The sequence below is a fragment of the Actinosynnema pretiosum genome, assembly GCF_002354875.1.
Taxonomy (GTDB): domain Bacteria; phylum Actinomycetota; class Actinomycetes; order Mycobacteriales; family Pseudonocardiaceae; genus Actinosynnema; species Actinosynnema auranticum.
Map to the genome: position 1 here is coordinate 3,575,741 of NZ_CP023445.1, position 16,408 is coordinate 3,592,148.

The 16,408-nt window shown below is 74.9% G+C and carries 14 protein-coding genes; 5 read left to right on the top strand and 9 right to left on the bottom strand.

Features of this window, described 5'->3' with window-relative positions; genetic code table 11:
- Positions 1-50 precede the first annotated feature (50 nt).
- Together CNX65_RS15365 and CNX65_RS15370 are read right to left on the bottom strand one after the other, a co-directional pair.
- Positions 51-1,721 (bottom strand): DHA2 family efflux MFS transporter permease subunit, encoded by a 1,671-nt coding sequence (locus CNX65_RS15365; protein WP_096493708.1) that lies wholly within the window; start codon positions 1,719-1,721, stop codon positions 51-53.
- On the bottom strand, positions 1,709-2,317 hold the full coding sequence (locus tag CNX65_RS15370; protein ID WP_096493710.1) for a PadR family transcriptional regulator: 609 nt from the start codon (positions 2,315-2,317) through the stop codon (positions 1,709-1,711). The genes CNX65_RS15365 and CNX65_RS15370 overlap by 13 nt, the downstream gene beginning before the upstream one ends.
- Before the next feature lie 259 nt (positions 2,318-2,576).
- Between CNX65_RS15370 and CNX65_RS15375 the strand changes: the two genes are divergently transcribed.
- Positions 2,577-4,682: a HelD family protein gene (locus CNX65_RS15375; RefSeq protein WP_096493712.1), complete on the top strand. Its 2,106-nt coding sequence runs from the start codon at positions 2,577-2,579 to the stop codon at positions 4,680-4,682.
- A gap of 82 nt (positions 4,683-4,764) precedes the next feature.
- Here CNX65_RS15375 and CNX65_RS15380 read toward each other — a convergent pair whose 3' ends face one another.
- On the bottom strand, positions 4,765-5,178 hold the full coding sequence (locus CNX65_RS15380) for an SSI family serine proteinase inhibitor (RefSeq protein ID WP_096493714.1): 414 nt from the start codon (positions 5,176-5,178) through the stop codon (positions 4,765-4,767).
- A 374-nt stretch (positions 5,179-5,552) separates the two neighbouring features.
- Between CNX65_RS15380 and CNX65_RS37845 the strand changes: the two genes are divergently transcribed.
- From CNX65_RS37845 to CNX65_RS15395, 3 genes are all read left to right on the top strand, one after another.
- Positions 5,553-5,687: a hypothetical protein gene (locus CNX65_RS37845; RefSeq protein ID WP_256374129.1), complete on the top strand. Its 135-nt coding sequence runs from the start codon at positions 5,553-5,555 to the stop codon at positions 5,685-5,687.
- Positions 5,688-5,767: 80 nt separating this feature from the next.
- A complete protein-coding gene (locus CNX65_RS15390; protein WP_096493716.1) occupies positions 5,768-7,414 on the top strand; it encodes an RNA ligase family protein in 1,647 nt (548 codons plus the stop codon).
- Entirely contained in the window at positions 7,414-10,101 is a 2,688-nt protein-coding gene (locus CNX65_RS15395) for an RNA repair domain-containing protein (RefSeq protein ID WP_096493718.1), read from the top strand. The genes CNX65_RS15390 and CNX65_RS15395 overlap by 1 nt, the downstream gene beginning before the upstream one ends.
- 12 nt (positions 10,102-10,113) lie before the next feature.
- Here CNX65_RS15395 and CNX65_RS15400 read toward each other — a convergent pair whose 3' ends face one another.
- The 5 genes from CNX65_RS15400 to CNX65_RS15420 form a co-directional block, all read right to left on the bottom strand.
- Complete coding sequence (locus tag CNX65_RS15400; protein ID WP_096493720.1) at positions 10,114-10,575, bottom strand: VOC family protein; 462 nt, start codon at positions 10,573-10,575, stop codon at positions 10,114-10,116.
- Positions 10,572-11,141 (bottom strand): DinB family protein, encoded by a 570-nt coding sequence (locus CNX65_RS15405; RefSeq protein ID WP_096497801.1) that lies wholly within the window; start codon positions 11,139-11,141, stop codon positions 10,572-10,574. The genes CNX65_RS15400 and CNX65_RS15405 overlap by 4 nt, the downstream gene beginning before the upstream one ends.
- Positions 11,142-11,427: 286 nt before the next feature.
- On the bottom strand, positions 11,428-11,997 hold the full coding sequence (locus CNX65_RS15410) for a LutC/YkgG family protein (RefSeq protein ID WP_096493722.1): 570 nt from the start codon (positions 11,995-11,997) through the stop codon (positions 11,428-11,430).
- A gap of 521 nt (positions 11,998-12,518) precedes the next feature.
- Complete coding sequence (locus tag CNX65_RS15415) at positions 12,519-13,922, bottom strand: lactate utilization protein B (protein WP_096497802.1); 1,404 nt, start codon at positions 13,920-13,922, stop codon at positions 12,519-12,521.
- Between the two features lie 11 nt (positions 13,923-13,933).
- Positions 13,934-14,665, bottom strand: coding sequence for a (Fe-S)-binding protein (locus CNX65_RS15420; RefSeq protein ID WP_096493724.1), 732 nt, complete (start codon positions 14,663-14,665; stop codon positions 13,934-13,936).
- 60 nt (positions 14,666-14,725) lie between these two features.
- Between CNX65_RS15420 and CNX65_RS15425 the strand changes: the two genes are divergently transcribed.
- Positions 14,726-15,424, top strand: a complete 699-nt coding sequence (locus CNX65_RS15425; protein ID WP_096493726.1) for a FadR/GntR family transcriptional regulator — start codon at positions 14,726-14,728, stop codon at positions 15,422-15,424.
- A gap of 227 nt (positions 15,425-15,651) precedes the next feature.
- Here the strand turns inward: CNX65_RS15425 and CNX65_RS15430 are convergent, their stop codons facing one another.
- The gene (locus CNX65_RS15430; RefSeq protein WP_096493728.1) at positions 15,652-16,395 is read right to left on the bottom strand and encodes a substrate-binding domain-containing protein; all 744 of its coding nucleotides are present in this window, start codon (positions 16,393-16,395) and stop codon (positions 15,652-15,654) included.
- Positions 16,396-16,408: the final 13 nt, after the last annotated feature.

Consider the following 16,408-nt stretch of genomic DNA (forward strand, 5'->3'; position numbering starts at 1 on the left):
TGGGACGCGTGGGTTCGCCCTGCGGCGGTGCGACCGCCGCAGGGCTGGGCTCAGCCCGCCATGGCGGGAGCCTCGCCCGCCCCCGCGCCCCGCTCCCGCGCGCTTGCCTCGACCGGGACCGGCTCGGGCCTGCCCGAGCCCCCGCGCCCGCCGGCGAACAGGCAGCACCCCGCGGCCACCAGGAGCGCGGCGACCGGCAGCGCCAGCGAGCTGTGCATGGCCTCCACGAAACCGGTGGAGAACACGTGCCGCGTCGCGCCCGCCAGCCGTTCCGCGACCTCGGGCGAGGCCCCGTCGGGCAACCGCACCGCGCTGCCCGCCTGGAGCTCGTCGAACCGCACACCACTGGCCGCGGCCCGCGCCACCCCGTCCAGGAAGGGCTCGCGCAGCTCCGGCGGCAACCCGGCGGCCTCCTGCTCGGCGCCCCGCCCGAGCGCGTCCACCAGCCGGTTCTGCAGCAGCACGCCGAACCCGGCGGTGCCCAGCACCGAACCGAGCTGCCGGGTCGCGTTGAGCACCCCGGAGGCCGCGCCCGCCATCACCGGGGACACCTCGCGCATCGCCGTCGCGGTCAGCGGCGCGAACACCAGTCCCAGCCCCGCGCCGATCACCACCGTGCTCGGCAGGAACGACCAGACCCGGCTGTCCACCCCGGTGGTCATCCCGAACAGCACCAGGCCCGCCGCGAACAGCAGCAACCCGGTGACCACCAGCGCGCGACCGCCGATCCGGTCGGCCATCCTGCCCGCGACCGGGCCGAGCAGGATGGACGCCACCGACATCGGCGCGCTCGCCGCGCCCGCGGCCAGCGCCGACATGCCCAGCACGGACTGGGCGTACAGCTGGAAGCCGATCGCCATGCTCATGATCCCCACGGACAGCCCGACCGCACCGGCGTTCATCAGCGCGAAGTCGCGCGCCCGGAACAGCGCGAACGGCACCAGCGGCTGCCGTCCACCCGGAGAGCGCTCGACGAGCGCGAACAGCGCGAGCAGCGCCACGCCCAGCGCCAGCAGCAGGGGGATGCTGACGAACGACCACACCGTCCCCCACCCGTACCGCTGCCCCTCCTGCAGCCCGTAGGCCAGGCAGGACAGGCCGAGCGTCACCAGCACCGCGCCGCGCAGGTCGAACGCGCCCGCGCGCGGCGGCCCTGGCGTCGCGGGGATCACCAGGGGGGCGAGCAGCAGGACGGCGGCGCCGATCGGCACGTTGACGGTGAAGATCCAGCGCCAGTCGAAGGAGGTGACCAGCAGCCCGCCCAGCGGGGGACCCGCGATGGTGGCCACGCCCGCCACCGCGCCCCAGACGCCCAGCGCGGCGCCCCTGCGGTGCGCGGGGAACACCGTGATGATGATCGACATGGTCTGGGGGACCAGCAGCGCCGCGCCAACGCCCTGGAGCACCCGCGCGGCGATCAGCTGACCCGCGTCCTGCGACAGCGCGCACAGCAGGGACGCGACGGTGAAGACCAGCACGCCCCCGAGGTAGGTGTTCCGCTTGCCCAGCAGGTCGCCCAGCCTGCCTCCGGTGATCAGCAGGACCGCCAGCACCAGGACGTAGGCGTTGCTGACCCAGAGCACCTCGTTGTAGGTGGCTCCGAGCCTGCCCACGATGTCCGGCATCGCGACGCCGACCACCGTGGTGTCGAGCAACGTCATGAAGAACCCCAGGCACAGCGTCGCGAGGACGGCCCAGGGATTCCCTTTCAGCTTGTGCATTCCCTTGCTCTCTGCTCCGTCTTGCCTTCGGTGTCGGAGGTGGGCCAGCGCAGCCGCCCGTCGCGCACTTCCTCGACGAGCGCTCGGGTGAGGTCGATGTCGGCCCGCAAGTGGGCCTGCACGTGCCGCACCTCGACCAGGTCGATCAGCGGGACGCCGCGTGCGACCAGCGCGTCGTACGCGGCGTTCGAGGCGTCCAGCTCGCTCTCCAGCCGCACGCGGCGGCTGTCCAGCCGGTCGGCCGCGTCACCGGGGTCCAGCAGCGACATGAGCGCGAGCGCCGCGCAGTACACCGGGTAGTCCGAGGACGTGGTGGTCAGCAGTTCGCGCAGCCGCTCTCCGGCGACCCGCCTGCCCTCGCCGGTGATCGAGTACACGGTCCGCGCAGGCCGCTTGCCCGCGCGGGTGGTCTCGACCGGCGTGATCAGCTCGTCCTTGGCCAGGGTGTCGACCGTGTGGTAGAGCGCCCCGTGCGTGACCTTGACGATGCGGTCGAGTCCCTGGTCCCGCAGTTGTTGCTGCAACTCGTACGGGTGTTGCGACCGTTCTGCGAGCAACCGCAGCACAGCCAGCCCCAGTGTGGTGACCCCCCGCATGAGTGCTCCCTCCGACGTGGTTCGGCTAGGATAGTCCAGGTGAACTATTTCGCTTGGACCAGTCCGGCCGGACTGTCCGCGGACCACTCCCGAAGGGCGCCTCCGGACCACCGGTCCCCGCCCCGTCACCTGCGGGGACCGACCGCCGTGCCGGAGTCGTCACCCGGCGCCCCGGCGCTCCCTCGCCCAGACCTGACCTCGGACCCCGTTCAGGACGGGGGTCCTCCGCTCCTGCCGCCCCTGTGAGGCCGTCATCGCCATGCACCAGACAGACCAGGACCCAGCCGAGTCCGAGATCCGCGCCGAGCGCGACTTCATGGCGCTCTGCCGCGCCGAGCTCGTCCGGATGCGCGGCGAGTTCTCGACCATGCTCACCACCGGGGCGGCCGAGGGCGACGCCGTGGTGGACAAGTTCTTCAACCACGCCCTGCGCGAGTTCCGCAAGCAGGTGGTCAAGGACCTGTCCGGCTTCGACGACGTCCCGCTCTTCTTCGGCCGCCTGGACTACCCGGCCGGGGACGTCTACGACAGCGAGAACGACGCCGCCACCAGGGGGAAGTCGCACACCCGCACCACCGGCAGCGACCTCGTCTACGTCGGCCGCAGGGGTGTGCGCGACGAGGCGGGCGAGCCGCTGGTCGTCGACTGGCGCGCCGCGCTCTCCCGCGCGTTCTACGAGGCCTCGCCGGACGAACCGGCGGGGGTGCGGGTCCGCCGCCGCTACGGCTTCGACCGCGCGGGCGAGCTCACCGCCTTCGAGGACGAGTCCCTGGAGGACGGCGCGACCGGCGCCGGGAACGGCCTGCTCGCGGCCGAGATCGAACGCCCGCGCCAGGGGCCGATGCGCGACATCGTCGCCACCATCCAGCCCGAGCAGATGCGCCTGGTGCGCGCCCCGCTGGACCGGACGCTGTGCGTCCAGGGCGCGCCGGGCACCGGCAAGACCGCCGTCGGCCTGCACCGGTTGGCCTACCTGCTGTTCTCCGAGCGGGACCGGCTGCGCAAGGAGGGCGGGGTCGTCGTCATCGGGCCGAACCGGGCGTTCCTGTCCTACATCCGCAACGTCCTGCCCGCCCTCGGCGAGGTCGACGTCTCGCAGTGCACCATCGACGACCTCACCGGCCCCGGCCTCCCCGTCACCCGCGTCGACGGGCCGCGCGCCGCGCAGGTGAAGGGCGGCCTGGACATGGCTCGGGTGCTGCGCGAGCACCTGTGGTCGCACATCCGGCAGCCCGAGGAGGACCTGGAGGTCAAGCACGGGAACCGCACCTGGCGGGTGTCGCGGGAGGAGCAGGCCCACGAGCTGGCGAACCTGCTCGACCGGCGCACCGGCTACGGCGCGGGCCGCGAGCTGCTCGCCCAGCGCCTCGCCCACCGCGTGCTGCGCCGGATCGAGCTCAGCACCGGCGCGCAGGTCACGCTCGCCCAGCTCACCCGCAACCGCGCCATCGGCCAGGCCGTGCGCGGGATGTGGCCCGCGATCGACCCGGCCCGCGCGGTGTTCGACCTGCTCACCGACCCCGCGCTGCTCGCGTCCGCCGCCGAGGGCGTGCTGACCGCCGAGGACCAGCGGGAGATCCTGCTGACGCCCAGGCCGCGCGGTGTGAAGGCCATGCCGTGGTCCACCCTCGACCTGGCGCTGCTGGACGAGGCGGCGGCGCTGGTGGAGCGGCCCGCCAGGATGGGGCACGTCATGGTCGACGAGGCGCAGGACCTGAGCCCCATGCACTTCCGCGCCGTCGCCCGCCGCGTCGCCGGGGCCTGCACCGTGCTGGGCGACCTTGCCCAGGCGACCAGCCCGTCCGCGGTGCGCGACTGGTCGGAGGTGCTGGACCACCTGGAACGGCCGGACGGCGACGTCGAGGTGCTCGACCGGGGCTACCGGGTGCCCGCGGAGATCATCGACTTCGCGGCCCGGCTGCTGCCGAGCATCGCCCCCGGACTGGCGGGGCCCCGGTCGTTCCGGCACAGCGAGGGCGCGCTGCGGGTGACCCGCGTCGAACCCGGCTCGCTGCTCGACGAGGTCGTGCGGGGGTGCGCGGACGCGCTGCGCGGCGAGGGTTCGGTGGCGCTCATCGCGGCCGACGCGGACGTCCCCGCGCTGCGCGCCGCGTTAACCGCGGCCGGGTTGCCGAGCGCCCACCCCGGTGACGAGGACGGGGAGCGGCTCACGCTGGCCCCGGTCACCCTCGCCAAGGGCCTGGAGTACGACTCGGTGCTGCTGGTCGAACCCGCTCGCGTGGTCGCCGCCGAGCCCAGGGGGTTGCAGCGCCTGTACGTGGCGCTGACCCGCGCGGTGAGCACCCTGCACGTGCTGCACGCGCAGGACCTCCCGGCGCAGCTGGCGCCCGTGCCGGTCGGGTGAGCCGGAGAGCCCGGTGGCCGCCCCGAACGGGGCGGCCACCGGTGTCGGGTCCGCACTCCGGCGGTCTCGGCCGGTCAGCCGGTCAGGCGGGCTGCGGCGCCTCCACCGCGAACACCACGCCCGTCGTGCTGTCCAGCACGCACTGGTTCGGGTACTCCCGCTCCCACTGCACGGACGTCCCGTTGATCATCCCCGTGGCGGACGCCGTCAGCGGCATCCACTCGTAGGTGCACTGCGCCTGGTCGTCGACCGGCAGCGCGTCCAGGTCCCCCGCCACCGCGTCCAGCGCCGCGCAGGCGGCCTGGCTGTCGGGGTGCGTGGACTCCTCGGTCGGCGGGCAGGTCAACCGCGCCTTCACGGCCGAGCCGTGGTCGTGGACCACCATCAGCTCCACGTCGGTCCACGTCGCCTCGGCCGCCGACGCCTGGGGCGCCAGCACGACGCCTGCGACGACGAGCGCGGTGAGCAGTCCGGTGGCCTTCGCGTGCATCCGCATGGGACTCCCTTTCACTCCGCGGTTCCGCACGGTGGCTTCCCCCTCCCACGGGGACTGCCGTCCGGACTCACTCGGACGTGGGTCATCACACCGGGGCAGGCCCTGCCCCGGCCCGGTGGTCGACTACGAGTGGCGGGGCCGCTTCGCCAACGCCGAGGTCACCGCGCTGCACGCCGAGGGCTTCGGGCACCGGCTCCTGGCCGACGACCGGTGGGGCCGGGTGACCGGGCACAGCCCGGGCTGGGTGTGCGCCAGGAGCGGGCCGGAGCTGGTCGGGTTCGTCAACGTGGCCTGGGACGGCGGGGTCCACGCGTTCGCGCTCGACACCCTCGTCACCGCCGCGCACCGGCGCACGGGCGTCGGGCGGGGGGCTGGTGGCGCGGGCCGCGGACGGCGCGCGGGAGGCCCGGTGCGAGTGGCTGCACGTGGACCCCGACGACCACCTCGCGCCGTTCTGCGTCGACTCCTGCGGCTTCCGGCCCACCCCGGCGGGCCTGATCCCGCTCTGATCCCACCCGAGCGGGAAAACCGCTCGATCCGCCCGCCCCGCCGTGGTTACAGTGCCACGTCGGCACAGGTGGGAGGGGACATGCGGACGCACTACCCCCGCACCCCGCACCTGCCGTGGTCGCCGGGGAGCACCTCCGACGACGTGCGGGCGGGCGGGGTCGCGGGACTGCTCGGGCGCGAGGTCGTGGTGACCGAGAAGCTCGACGGGGAGAACACGACGCTCTACCGCGACGGCTCGCACGCGCGCTCGCTCGACTCCGGGCACCACCCGTCGCGCTCCTGGGTCAAGGGGCTGCAAGCCCGGATCGGGTCGCGCCTGCCCGCCGGGTGGCGGATCTGCGGGGAGAACGTGCACGCCCGCCACTCGCTGGCCTACGACGCGCTGGACAGCTGGTTCTACGGCTTCTCGTTGTGGGACGGCGATCGCTGCCTGTCCTGGGACGCCACCACCGGGTTCCTGCACGGGATCGGCGTGCCCACGCCGCCGGTGCTGTACCGGGGCGACTTCAGCGAGCGCCTGCTGCGCCGGTTGCGCGTGGACACCTCGGTGCAGGAGGGCTACGTGGTGCGCGCGGTCGAGGAGTTCGACCGGGCCGACTTCGCCCACCGGGTCGCGAAGTGGGTGCGGCCCTCGCACGTGCGCACCGACGCGCACTGGATGAGCGCCCCGGTCGTGCCCAACGGGCTGAGCCCGCGCGCCCTGCTGTGGGACCTGCGCTCCGGCGCGCCCGCCGACCCCGACGCGCTCGCCGCCGCCACCGGGCTGCCGGTCGACGCCGACGCGCTCGCCCGGCTCGACCCCGCCGACGCCCTCGGCGACCGCCGCCTCACCGCCGTGCTGGCCACCGCGCTGCACGCCGTGCCGCGCGCCCGCCTCGCCGCCGAACTCGCCGCCCTGACGGGACTTCCGCTGTCCCGCCGCGTCGCCGACGTCGCCGGGCTGCACCGGGGGCCGCACCGCGAGTTCCCCGACGAGCTGCGCCGCTCCGGGCTGCTGCGGCTGGCCACCGCCGTCGACCTCGGGGTGCTGCACGCCGTGTCCGCCGCGCTCGCCCCGGACGCGGCTGCCCGCGACAACACCGCGTGGTCCGCGCTGCACGCCGACGAGCTGGGCCCGCGCCCGTTCGCCGGGCTGCGCGCGGGACTGCTGGCCGAGAGCGGTTCCGCGCTGTGCTGGGCCGACGGCCGCGACCGGTCCGTCGAGCAGGGGCGGGTGCTGGGCGTGGAGGAGGCGGTGGCCGCGACGTGGCGGCTGCGCGGGCCGCACCCCGAGCTGCTGCACCTGATCGGGCCGTCCGGCAGCGGGAAGTCCACGTTCGGGCGCGGTTGGGGCGAGCTGGTCTCGCTCGACGAGCTGCGCGCCGCGCGCGGCGACCGCTCCGACCAGTCCGCGAACGACGCGATCGCCCACGAGGCGAGGGGTCTGCTGGACGCGGCGCTCGCGCGCGGCGGTGACGTGGTGTGGGACGCCACCTCGCTCACCGACCAGCTGCGCGCGCCCGTGGACGCCGCGGCCCGCAGGCGCGGCGCGCTGCTCACCCACGTCGTGGCGCTCGTGCCCGAACGGGTGCTCGACGTGCGTGACGCGGCCCGGCCGCACCCGGTGCCCGCCGCCGTGCGCGCCGCTCAGCTGCGCCGCTACAGCCCGCCGTACCCGTGGCAGGCGCACCGCACCTGGTACCTGGGCGAGAGCGGCGAGATCGAGGACGACGGGGGAGAGCCCTGATGCGCACCAGCGAGCAGGTCTACCACCGGGTCCGCTGGGACGCCCGGTTCGACCAGGCCCGGTTCACCTTCGGCGTCGCCCAGCGCGGGGCCGCGGTCAAGCGGGTGCCGATGGTCGTGTTCGACCCCACCGAGGTGCCGTGGCACCGGGTGCTGTTCGTGGAGGCGGACGGCGAGGTGCTGTGGGACCGGGCGTCCGGGGTCGACCGGGTCGAGCAGTCGGCGGCCGGGCGGGTCCGGTCCGCCGGGTTGCTGCGCCCGCCGTTCTTCGACGCGGGCGCGCCGCACTCGTGGCACCCGGTCGACGGCTGGCGGCCCGGTTCCGGCGCCGCCCCACCCGGCGCGTCGCTGCGGGTGCTGACGTGGAACACGTTGTGGGACAAGTACAACCCGGAGCTCGTGCGCACCGCGCGGCGGCGCCCGCTGCTGCTGGCCGAGCTCCAGGTCGCGGACGCCGACGTGATCGCGCTGCAGGAGGTCGAGCCGGAGCTGGCCGCGATGCTGGCCGCCGCGCCGTGGGTGCGCGAGCGCTACACCTTCGACACCGCGCCCACCTCCGCCGAGGTCGGCGACACCGGGTTGCTGCTGCTGAGCCGGGTCCCGGTGCGCGAGTCGGGGCGGCACGCGTTCTCCCGGCGCAAGGGGCTCGCGGCGATCACGGTGGAGACCGCGGCCGGTCCGGTCGTGGTGGTGAACACGCACCTGACCAGCGACCACAGCGCCGACGGGGCGAGCCGCAGGCGGGCCGAGCTGGCGGGGGCGGCCGAGGTGCTGTCCGGTGTGGACGGTGAGGTCGTGGTGGTCGGCGACTTCAACGACGGCGGCCCGCTGCCCGCGTCCGCGCTGGGCGCCCGCGACGCGTGGGTGGAGGTGCGGGGTCCCGGTGGGGCGCCGACCTTCGACCCGGCCACGAACCCCCTGGCCGCGCTGGGATCGCTGACCGGGCGGTCCTCCCGGCTGGACCGGGTGCTGCTGCGCGGGTCGGCGCGGGTGGAGTCGGTCGCGCTGGTCGGGGACGTGCCCACGGCGGCCGGGCTGTTCGCGTCCGACCACTACGGGGTGCGGGCCGACCTCGTCCCCGGTGTTCCGGGCAAGCCCGGAGGCGTTGGCGCGCAACGGGGTTCCGCGGGGCGGTTCGCCAGTTCCGCGCGCACCACGCGCACCGCCGTGGTCTGGCTGCCGCCGCAGGAGGTCGCGGACGCGGTCGAACCGGTGCGCCGGGCCCACGACCGGGGCGCCGGGCGCTGGCCCGCGCACGTCACGCTGCTGTTCGGGTTCGCGCCCGAGGCGGACTTCGACGAGGCGGTGCCCCTGCTGGCGCGCGCGGTCCGGGACGTGCGGCCGTTCGACGTGCGGCTGGCCGGGGTGCGGGCGTTCGGCGAGGACGTGGTGTGGCTCGACCCGGCCGCCGACGGCGAGGAGCCGTGGCACCTGCTGCACGCCGCGCTGGCCGCGGCTTTTCCCGGTGGGAGGAGGGACTTCGTCCCGCACCTGACCCTGGGGCGCTCGGTCGGCGCGCTGTCCGACGCGCGGGCGCTCGGGGAGTTCCGGGGGCGGGTGGGCGAGTTGGCGGTGGTGTCGCGGCGCGGTGACGGGCCGATGCTGACGCGCGCGGTCGTGCCGCTGGGCGGTGGTGAGCCGCACTGGGTGTCCGAAGTGGACACCTCCGGGGCTGTTGATCTCGGTGCGCGGGCGGAGGAGGTCGTGCACTGGGCCCGCGGCGTCGGCGAGGTGCACGTGGTCGGCTCGCGGGCCACCGGGTGCGCGTTGCCCGACGCCGACCTCGACCTGGTCGCGGTGGTCCCCGGTGAACCCGGTCCGCTGCCCGGACCGTGGGTCCCGCCGGGGGCTCGTGACGTGCGCGTGGTCACCGGGGCGCGTGGACCGGGGGTGCGCGCGGTCGTGGAACCGGGGCTGGGCGTGGACATCGCGGTCGTCGGCAGCGGTGCGGTGCCGGTGGCCGAGGCGGTGGCGCGGCGCGGGGAGACCAGCGGCGAGGTTGCGCTCAGCGCGGTCAGCGACGCCGAGGCGATCCGCGCGGCCGTGGCCGGGCACGAGGAGCGCTTCACCGCGCTGGCCCGCGAGGTCAAGGCGTGGGCGCGGGTGAAGGGCCTGGACTCGGCCCCGTTCGGCGGGCTGCCTGGCGTGGCGTGGTCGGTGCTGGCGGCGGTGAGCGCGCGGGAGGCCGACGACGACCCGCTGACGCACTTCTTCGGCACGTGGGCGGCCTGGGACTGGCGGCGCGCGGTCTCGCTCGACGGCGACGCCGGGCCCGCGCGCGGGCCGATGACCGTGCTCACGCCCAGCTCCCCGGTGCGCGACTGCGCCGAGCAGGTCGGCGAGGACTTCGCCGAGCTGCTGACCGCCGAGCTGTACCGGGCCTGGGAGTTCCCGGAGAGCAGGCGGGAGCGGCCCGAGCTGCACCGCAGGCACCGCGCGTGGGCGCTCGCCCGAGCCGACGACGCCGGGCGGCTGCGCGGGCGGGTGCGCGCCCTGCTGGAGGAGCTGGCGGAGGCGGGCGCGCCCGACGCCCACGCCTGGCCGCGCCCGGTCGACGGCGGGATCGCCGTGGGGCTGGGGCGGACGCCGCCGGACGCGGTGGAGCTGGCCAGGGTCGCGGGGCGGTGGGCGGTCGGGTTGCGCGGCGGGAGCCTGCGGTGGCACGAGGGCGGTGGGCTGGAGGTGTAGCCCCGCGGCGGCTCAGTCCAGGCAGAACTCGTTGCCCTCCGGGTCGGCGACCACGATGAACCCGGTTTCCAGCGGTGGCGCGGGATCGGTGCGGCTGAGCCTGGTCGCGCCGAGCGCCACGACCCGCGCGCACTCGGCCTCCAGCGCGGCCATCCGCTCCTCGCCGCGCAGCTCGGGCGCGACGCGCACGTCCAGGTGCACCCGGTTCTTCACCACCTTGTCCTCGGGGACCCGCTGGAAGAACAGCCTCGGGGCGCGGCCCTCGGGGTCCTCGATGGCGGAGCGGGCGTCGCGCTCGGACTCCGGAACGCCGATCCGGTCCAGGAACTCGTCCCAGGCCTGGAGGGGGTCGGCGCCCTCCGGCAGGTCCACGCCGGGCGGGCCGGGGTGGACGTAGCCCAGGACCTCGCGCCAGAACGCGGAGAGGGCCTTGGGGGAGCGGCAGTCGAAGGTGATCTGGACGTGGCGGCTCATCGGTGCGCTCCGGTGTGGTGGTGGAGGTCGCGCAGCAGGCAGACCTCGGACAGGTGGTGGATCAGCTCGCGCTGGATGTGCAGGACCAGGTCGGCCATGGTGCGTTCGGGGAAGGCCGGTTCCCTCTCGCCGACCTGGGTGGCCAGCGCGGTGTCGTCCAGGGCGCGCACGCCCTCGGTCCAGCGCGCCAGCTGGGTCTCCAACTGCTCCAGCGCGGCTGCGGCCGTGCCCGCGTAGTCCCAGGTCTCGTAGGCGGCCGGGGGTGCGCCGAAGTGGGCCGCGTTGCGCATGGCGAGCACGCCGACGATGACGTGGCCGAGGCGCCAGGAGATGGTGGTGAACGGTGGTGGGACTGGTTGGGGGAAGGCGAAGTCGATGGTGAAGTCGCCCGCTCCCGCGTGGAGGGGGGCCTGGGAGGCGCCGCGCGGGCGCACGCTCCAGGCGTCCTGGGTGGGGGACCAGGAGTACTCGGCGTCGGTGAGGCCGGCGAGCCTGGGCTTGAGCTGGTGCTCCCAGTGGTGCTCCCACTGGTCGCGCAGGGTCAGGTTCCAGTCGAGTGCGGACATGGCGCACACCCTGGCAGCGATCGCGGACAGGTGCTGTCCTCGTTGGACAGGGGGAAGTTCACTCGTTCGTGAGGCTGTCCGGGTAGTGGTGGGGCTACCTGCGGATTCACTAAAATCATGAAGTGTCCGGCGGGGCGGTCCGGGTGCGGCGTGTGGTCTGGCGCGATGCGGTGTGGCGTGGTCTGTGGGTGCGTGGTTGGTGCGTTGGTTCGACGACGGGGAGGTGGAGTTGACGACGGGGAGGTGGAGTTGGTGAAGCTGGTGGAGCGGTCGTAGGTCGTGGTGGCTACACGATCACCACGTCGAGCTGTCGGGGGCCGTGCACGCCCTCGACGCGTTCCAGCTCGATGTCGCTGGTCGCGGACGGGCCGCTGATCCAGGTCTGGGTGCGCACGCCGGTCAGTTCGGCGACCGCGTCCGGCACGCCCATGACGACCTGGGCGCGCCGGACCACGACCACGTGGTGGTCGGGGACCAGGGTCCACGCGCGTTCGGCCTGGTCGGGGGCGTCGTGGTCCAGCACGATCGTGCCCGTTTCCGCCACGGCCACCCGGCAGCAGGTCACCACCGCGTCGAACTCGCGCAGGTCCGCCAGGTCGGTGACCTCGCGTGCCGCGTCGGGCAGCCACTCCTGTGGGATGGCTGGAGCGGCCAGCACCTTGCCCGTTGTCAGGGAGGAGAGGGTCTTGGGCAGGTCTGCGGGGGACGTGAAGGTCACGGTCGCCCGGTAGTCGCGCAACCGCTCGGCGAGCAGGTCCACGTCGCCAGGGCCGCGCTCGCCCGCCCGGCGGTAGGCGCGGGGCACTGCGGTGGCCACGGGCTTGTCGCGCAGGGCCGCGCGGATTCTGGCCAGCACCTCGGTGCGGGCCGAACCCCGTGCGGGGGCCTTGTCCTGGAGGGAAGGCGAGTTTTGTGCTGGAGCCCGACCCTGTGCTGCTGGAACTCCACCCTGCGCTGAAGGTGAATTCCGTGGCGGAGTTCGGCTCTGCGTCCCGGTCGAATTCCGTGCCGGGACTTGGCCTTGCGCCGAGGTCGTGTCGTTTGATCTTGACGCCGAACCCGCTTCGTCCGGCCCAGCCGCGCCTGAAGGCTGTGCTGGTCCCGCCTCACCGGTGGGGCGCCCAGAGTCGGCCGTAGCCGAAGGGTGCGCTGGTCCTGCTCCGCCGCCCGCGGGTTGCGTTGTCCTGGGCTCGCCGGAAGGCCGTGCTGCCCTGGCCTCGTCCTCAGCAGGCTGCGTCGCCCTAGGCTCGCCCGCGGGGTGCGCTGGCCCTGCCTCGTCTGAGGGGCGCGCTGACCTGGCTTCGCCCGCGGGTTGTGTTGTCCCTGCCGCGCCCGGAGGTCGCTCCGCTCCACTCTCACCCGGAGGTCGTTCAGCGGTCACCGTGACTCCCACCAGTCCTGGAACGTCTGCTCCGGTGGGCGTGGCAGGTCGCGGGTGTCCGTCCACGCGGCCAGTGGGGGTGGCATTCTGCCGATCACGCCTCGCCTTCCGCCCAGCAGTCTGCCCAGCCTGCCCGCGCGCAGGAACCTGCGCCACCGGCCCGGTGACGTCATCGCCCACGCCAGGCCGCGCATCGCGGCCGACTCCGGGGTCACCGGTTTCGCGCGCACCACCCGTTCGCGCAAGTGCACCAGCATCGACGGGATGTCGATCGCCACCGGGCACACGTCGTAGCAGACCCCGCACAGCGACGACGCGTACGGCAGGGTCGGGTTGCGGTCCACGCCGGTCAGCTGCGGGGACAGCACCGCCCCGATCGGGCCGGGGTACGTCGAGCCGTACGCGTGGCCGCCCGCGCGCTCGTACACCGGGCACGAGTTCAGGCACGCGGAGCAGCGGATGCAGCGCAGCGCCGCCCTGCCGTCCGGGTCCGCCAGGGTCGCGGTGCGGCCGTTGTCCACCAGCACCACGTGCGCGGTCTGGCCCTCGGTCGGGCCGGTCCACACCGACGTGTAGGGGTTCATCCGCTCGCCGGTCGACGAGCGCGGCAGCAGCTGCAGGAACACCTCCAGGTCCTGCCACCTCGGCACCAGCTTCTCCACGCCCACCACGCTGATCAGCGTGCGCGGCAGCGTCAGGCACATCCGGCCGTTGCCCTCCGACTCGACCACGACCAGCGCCCCGGTCTCCGCCACCGCGAAGTTCGCCCCCGACACCGCCACGTCCACCGTCATGAACTTGCGCCGCAGGTGCGCTCGCGCCGCCTCGGCCAGCGCGCGCGGGTCGTCGGTCAGCGCGGGGTCCACGTCCGGCATCTCGCGCAGGAACAGGTCCCGGATCTCGGCCCGGTTGCGGTGGATCGCGGGCACCAGGATGTGGCTCGACCGGTCGTCGCCCAGCTGCACGATCAGCTCTGCCAGGTCCGTCTCGACGGCGCTGATCCCGGCCTCCGCCAACGCCTCGTTCAACCCGATCTCGGCCGTCGCCATCGACTTCACCTTGATCACCTCGCGGCTGCCGGTGGCCGCGACCAGGTCGGTGACGATCCGGTTGGCCTCCTCGGCGTCGCGCGCCCAGTGCACGGTCGTGCCGCGCTCGGTCAGCGCCTCCTCCAACCGCAGCAGGTGGGTGTCCAGGTCCGCCAGCACCTCGTCCTTGATCGCCGCACCGGCCGCCCGCAGCCCGTCCCAGTCGGGCAGCTCGGCCACCACCCGCGCCCGCTTCGCGCGGATCGTGCCGGTGGCCTTGCCGAGGTTGCGGCGCAGCTGCGCGTTCCCCAGCGCCTCGCGCGCCGCTCGCGGGAACGGCTCGCCGGTCAGGTTCCCGGTACCGCCGGGCATCCCCAGGAACGTCACCGCGCCACCCCCGCCAGCACCTCCGCCAGGTGCAGCGCCCTGGTGCCGCTGCGCAACCGGGACAGCCCGCCGCCGATGTGCATCAGGCACGACGAGTCGCCCGCCGTGAGCACCTTCGCGCCGGTCGACAGCACCGCGCTCATCTTGTCCGCCAGCATCGCCGTGGACGTCTCCGAGTTCTTCAGCGCGAACGTCCCGCCGAACCCGCAGCACGTCTGTGCGCCCGGCAGCTCCACCAGGTCGATGCCGCGCACCTCGCGCAGCAGCCGCAGCGGCTTGTCGCCCACGCCGAGCACGCGCAGCGAGTGGCACGTCGGGTGGTACGTCACCCGGTGGGGGAAGTACGCGCCGACGTCGGTCACGCCCAGCACGTCCACCAGGAACTCCGACAGCTCGTAGGTGCGCCCGGCGACCTCCTCGGCCCGCTCCGCCAGCCGCGCGTGCCCGTGCTGGGCGGCGACCTTCGCGTGCTGGTGCCGGATCGACCCGGCGCACGACCCGGAGGGCGCGACCACCACGTCCGCGTCGGCGAACGCCCGCACGTGGTTGCGGATCACCGGCACGGCCTGCTCGGCGTACCCGGTGTTGACGTGCATCTGCCCGCAGCAGGTCTGCCCGCGCGGCACGACGACCTCGTGGCCCAGCCGCTCCAGCAGCGCGGCAGTCGCCTTGCCCACCTGGGGGAACAGGCCGTCCACCAGGCACGTCACGAACAGCGCGACTCTCACCCCAGGCACCGTAGCCTGTGTGGTCGGACCACACCAGGGCGCGGGCGGGCGGGTGTTGCGGTGAGCGGATTCGGGGTGGTGCTCGCGCACGTGGAGGCGGAGCTGGCGGCGGGCAGGCTCGTGGTGGGCGGGCAGCTGCCGCCCGAGCGCAGGCTCGCGGGCGAGCTGGGGGTGAGCCGCTCGACGGTGCGCGAGGCGATCCGGGCGCTCCAGGCGCTCGGCGTGGTGCGCAGCGGCGTCGGGTCCGGGCCGGACGCGGGCACCACGGTGATCGCCGACCCGGCGGGCGGGATCGGCGCGGCCCTGCGGCTGCACCTGGCCACCCGCAGGCTGCCGCTGGCCGACCTGGTCGGGACGCGGGTGCTGCTGGAGGGCGCGTCGGCGCGGGCCGCGGCGGCGCGCGGGGACGCGGCGGAGCTGGCGGCGGCGGGGGAGCTGCTGGACCGGATGGACGCGCCGGGCATCGGGGCCGAGGAGTTCCACCGGCTCGACGCGGACTTCCACGTCGCGCTCACCCGCGCGGCGGGGAACGCGGTGAACACCGCCGTCATGACCGCGCTGCGCGACGCGATCCACCACACCGTGCTGCGGGCGGTGGCGGAGCTGCCGGACTGGGCGGGCACGGCGCGGCGGCTGCGCGCGGAGCACCGGGCGGTGCTGGCGGCGGTGCTGGTGGGGGAGGGGGACGTGGCGGCGGAGCTGGTGACGGCGCACGTGGAGGGGTTCCACCGGGAGTGGGAGCGGGTGGGGCGGCGGTGACCGGGGGTGTTGATCACTGAGGCCCCCAGCGAGATCGGGCCGGTGGCCGGTGGCCGGTGGCCGGTGGCTGAGGGGCGGTGGTTGAGGGGCGAGGGCCGCTGGTCGGGGCGAGATTCGCCGGGTCGAGGCGGGGTGGGCCAGGGCCGGGTGTGAGTGAAGCGGCCGGGGCGCCCTGGGCTCCGCGCGTGGAACTCGGAGAGGGGGCGCGGACCCCGCAGCGGCCACCTTCAGCGCCCCCGGCTCGACCCCCGCACCACCAGCTCGGGCGTGAAGAGCACCTGTTCGTGCTCGTGGTCCTCCTCCCGGACCTCCTTCAGCAGCGCCGCCGCCGTCCGCCCGAGCAGCCGCCGGGGCTGGCGGACCGACGTGAGCGGCACGGCCGCCGCCGCGGCGAACTCGACGTCGTCGTAGCCCACGATCGCCAGGTCCTCCGGGATGCGCGCCCCCGTGCCCACGCAGTGCTGCAACAACCCCAGCGCCAGCAGGTCGTTCGCGCAGAACGCCGCCGTCGGCCTGTCCCGCGCGGGCAACCCCGACAAGCGCTGGCCCGCCTCCCAGCCCTCGGCCACGGCCAGCGCCGCCGTCGGCACGTCCACCAGCGACGCCGCCGAACCGCGCAGCGCCCGCAGCGCGCCCTCGCGCCGGTCGCGGACCTGGCCGACGGTCATCGGGCCGCCGACGAAGGCCACCCGGTCGTGGCCCGCCTCCAGCAGGTGCGCCACCGCCAGCTCGCCGCCGAGCACGTCGTCCACCGCGACCGTGCAGTGCGTCCCGCCACCCCTCGTGCGGTCCACGACCACCACCGGGGTGCCGCGCGCGGGAAGCTCCGCCATGACCGCGTGCACCCGCGCCCGCGTCCCCGGACTGACCACGCCGGGGCGGTTGAGCACGGTGGAGACCGTGCCGACCGACACGCCCGCCGCCGTCGCCACGTCCCGGACGCTCACCTGCCGGTGCGCCGAACCCGCCATGCCGCTCCCACCG

Coding starts and splice junctions, on each gene's coding strand:
- CNX65_RS15365 (WP_096493708.1), bottom strand. CDS start 1,721: ATGCACAAGCTGAAAGGGAATCCCTGGGCCGTCCTCGCGACGCTGTGC.
- CNX65_RS15370 (WP_096493710.1), bottom strand. CDS start 2,317: ATGCGGGGGGTCACCACACTGGGGCTGGCTGTGCTGCGGTTGCTCGCA.
- CNX65_RS15375 (WP_096493712.1), top strand. CDS start 2,577: ATGCACCAGACAGACCAGGACCCAGCCGAGTCCGAGATCCGCGCCGAG.
- CNX65_RS15380 (WP_096493714.1), bottom strand. CDS start 5,178: ATGCGGATGCACGCGAAGGCCACCGGACTGCTCACCGCGCTCGTCGTC.
- CNX65_RS15390 (WP_096493716.1), top strand. CDS start 5,768: ATGCGGACGCACTACCCCCGCACCCCGCACCTGCCGTGGTCGCCGGGG.
- CNX65_RS15395 (WP_096493718.1), top strand. CDS start 7,414: ATGCGCACCAGCGAGCAGGTCTACCACCGGGTCCGCTGGGACGCCCGG.
- CNX65_RS15400 (WP_096493720.1), bottom strand. CDS start 10,575: ATGAGCCGCCACGTCCAGATCACCTTCGACTGCCGCTCCCCCAAGGCC.
- CNX65_RS15405 (WP_096497801.1), bottom strand. CDS start 11,141: ATGTCCGCACTCGACTGGAACCTGACCCTGCGCGACCAGTGGGAGCAC.
- CNX65_RS15415 (WP_096497802.1), bottom strand. CDS start 13,922: ATGCCCGGCGGTACCGGGAACCTGACCGGCGAGCCGTTCCCGCGAGCG.
- CNX65_RS15430 (WP_096493728.1), bottom strand. CDS start 16,395: ATGGCGGGTTCGGCGCACCGGCAGGTGAGCGTCCGGGACGTGGCGACG.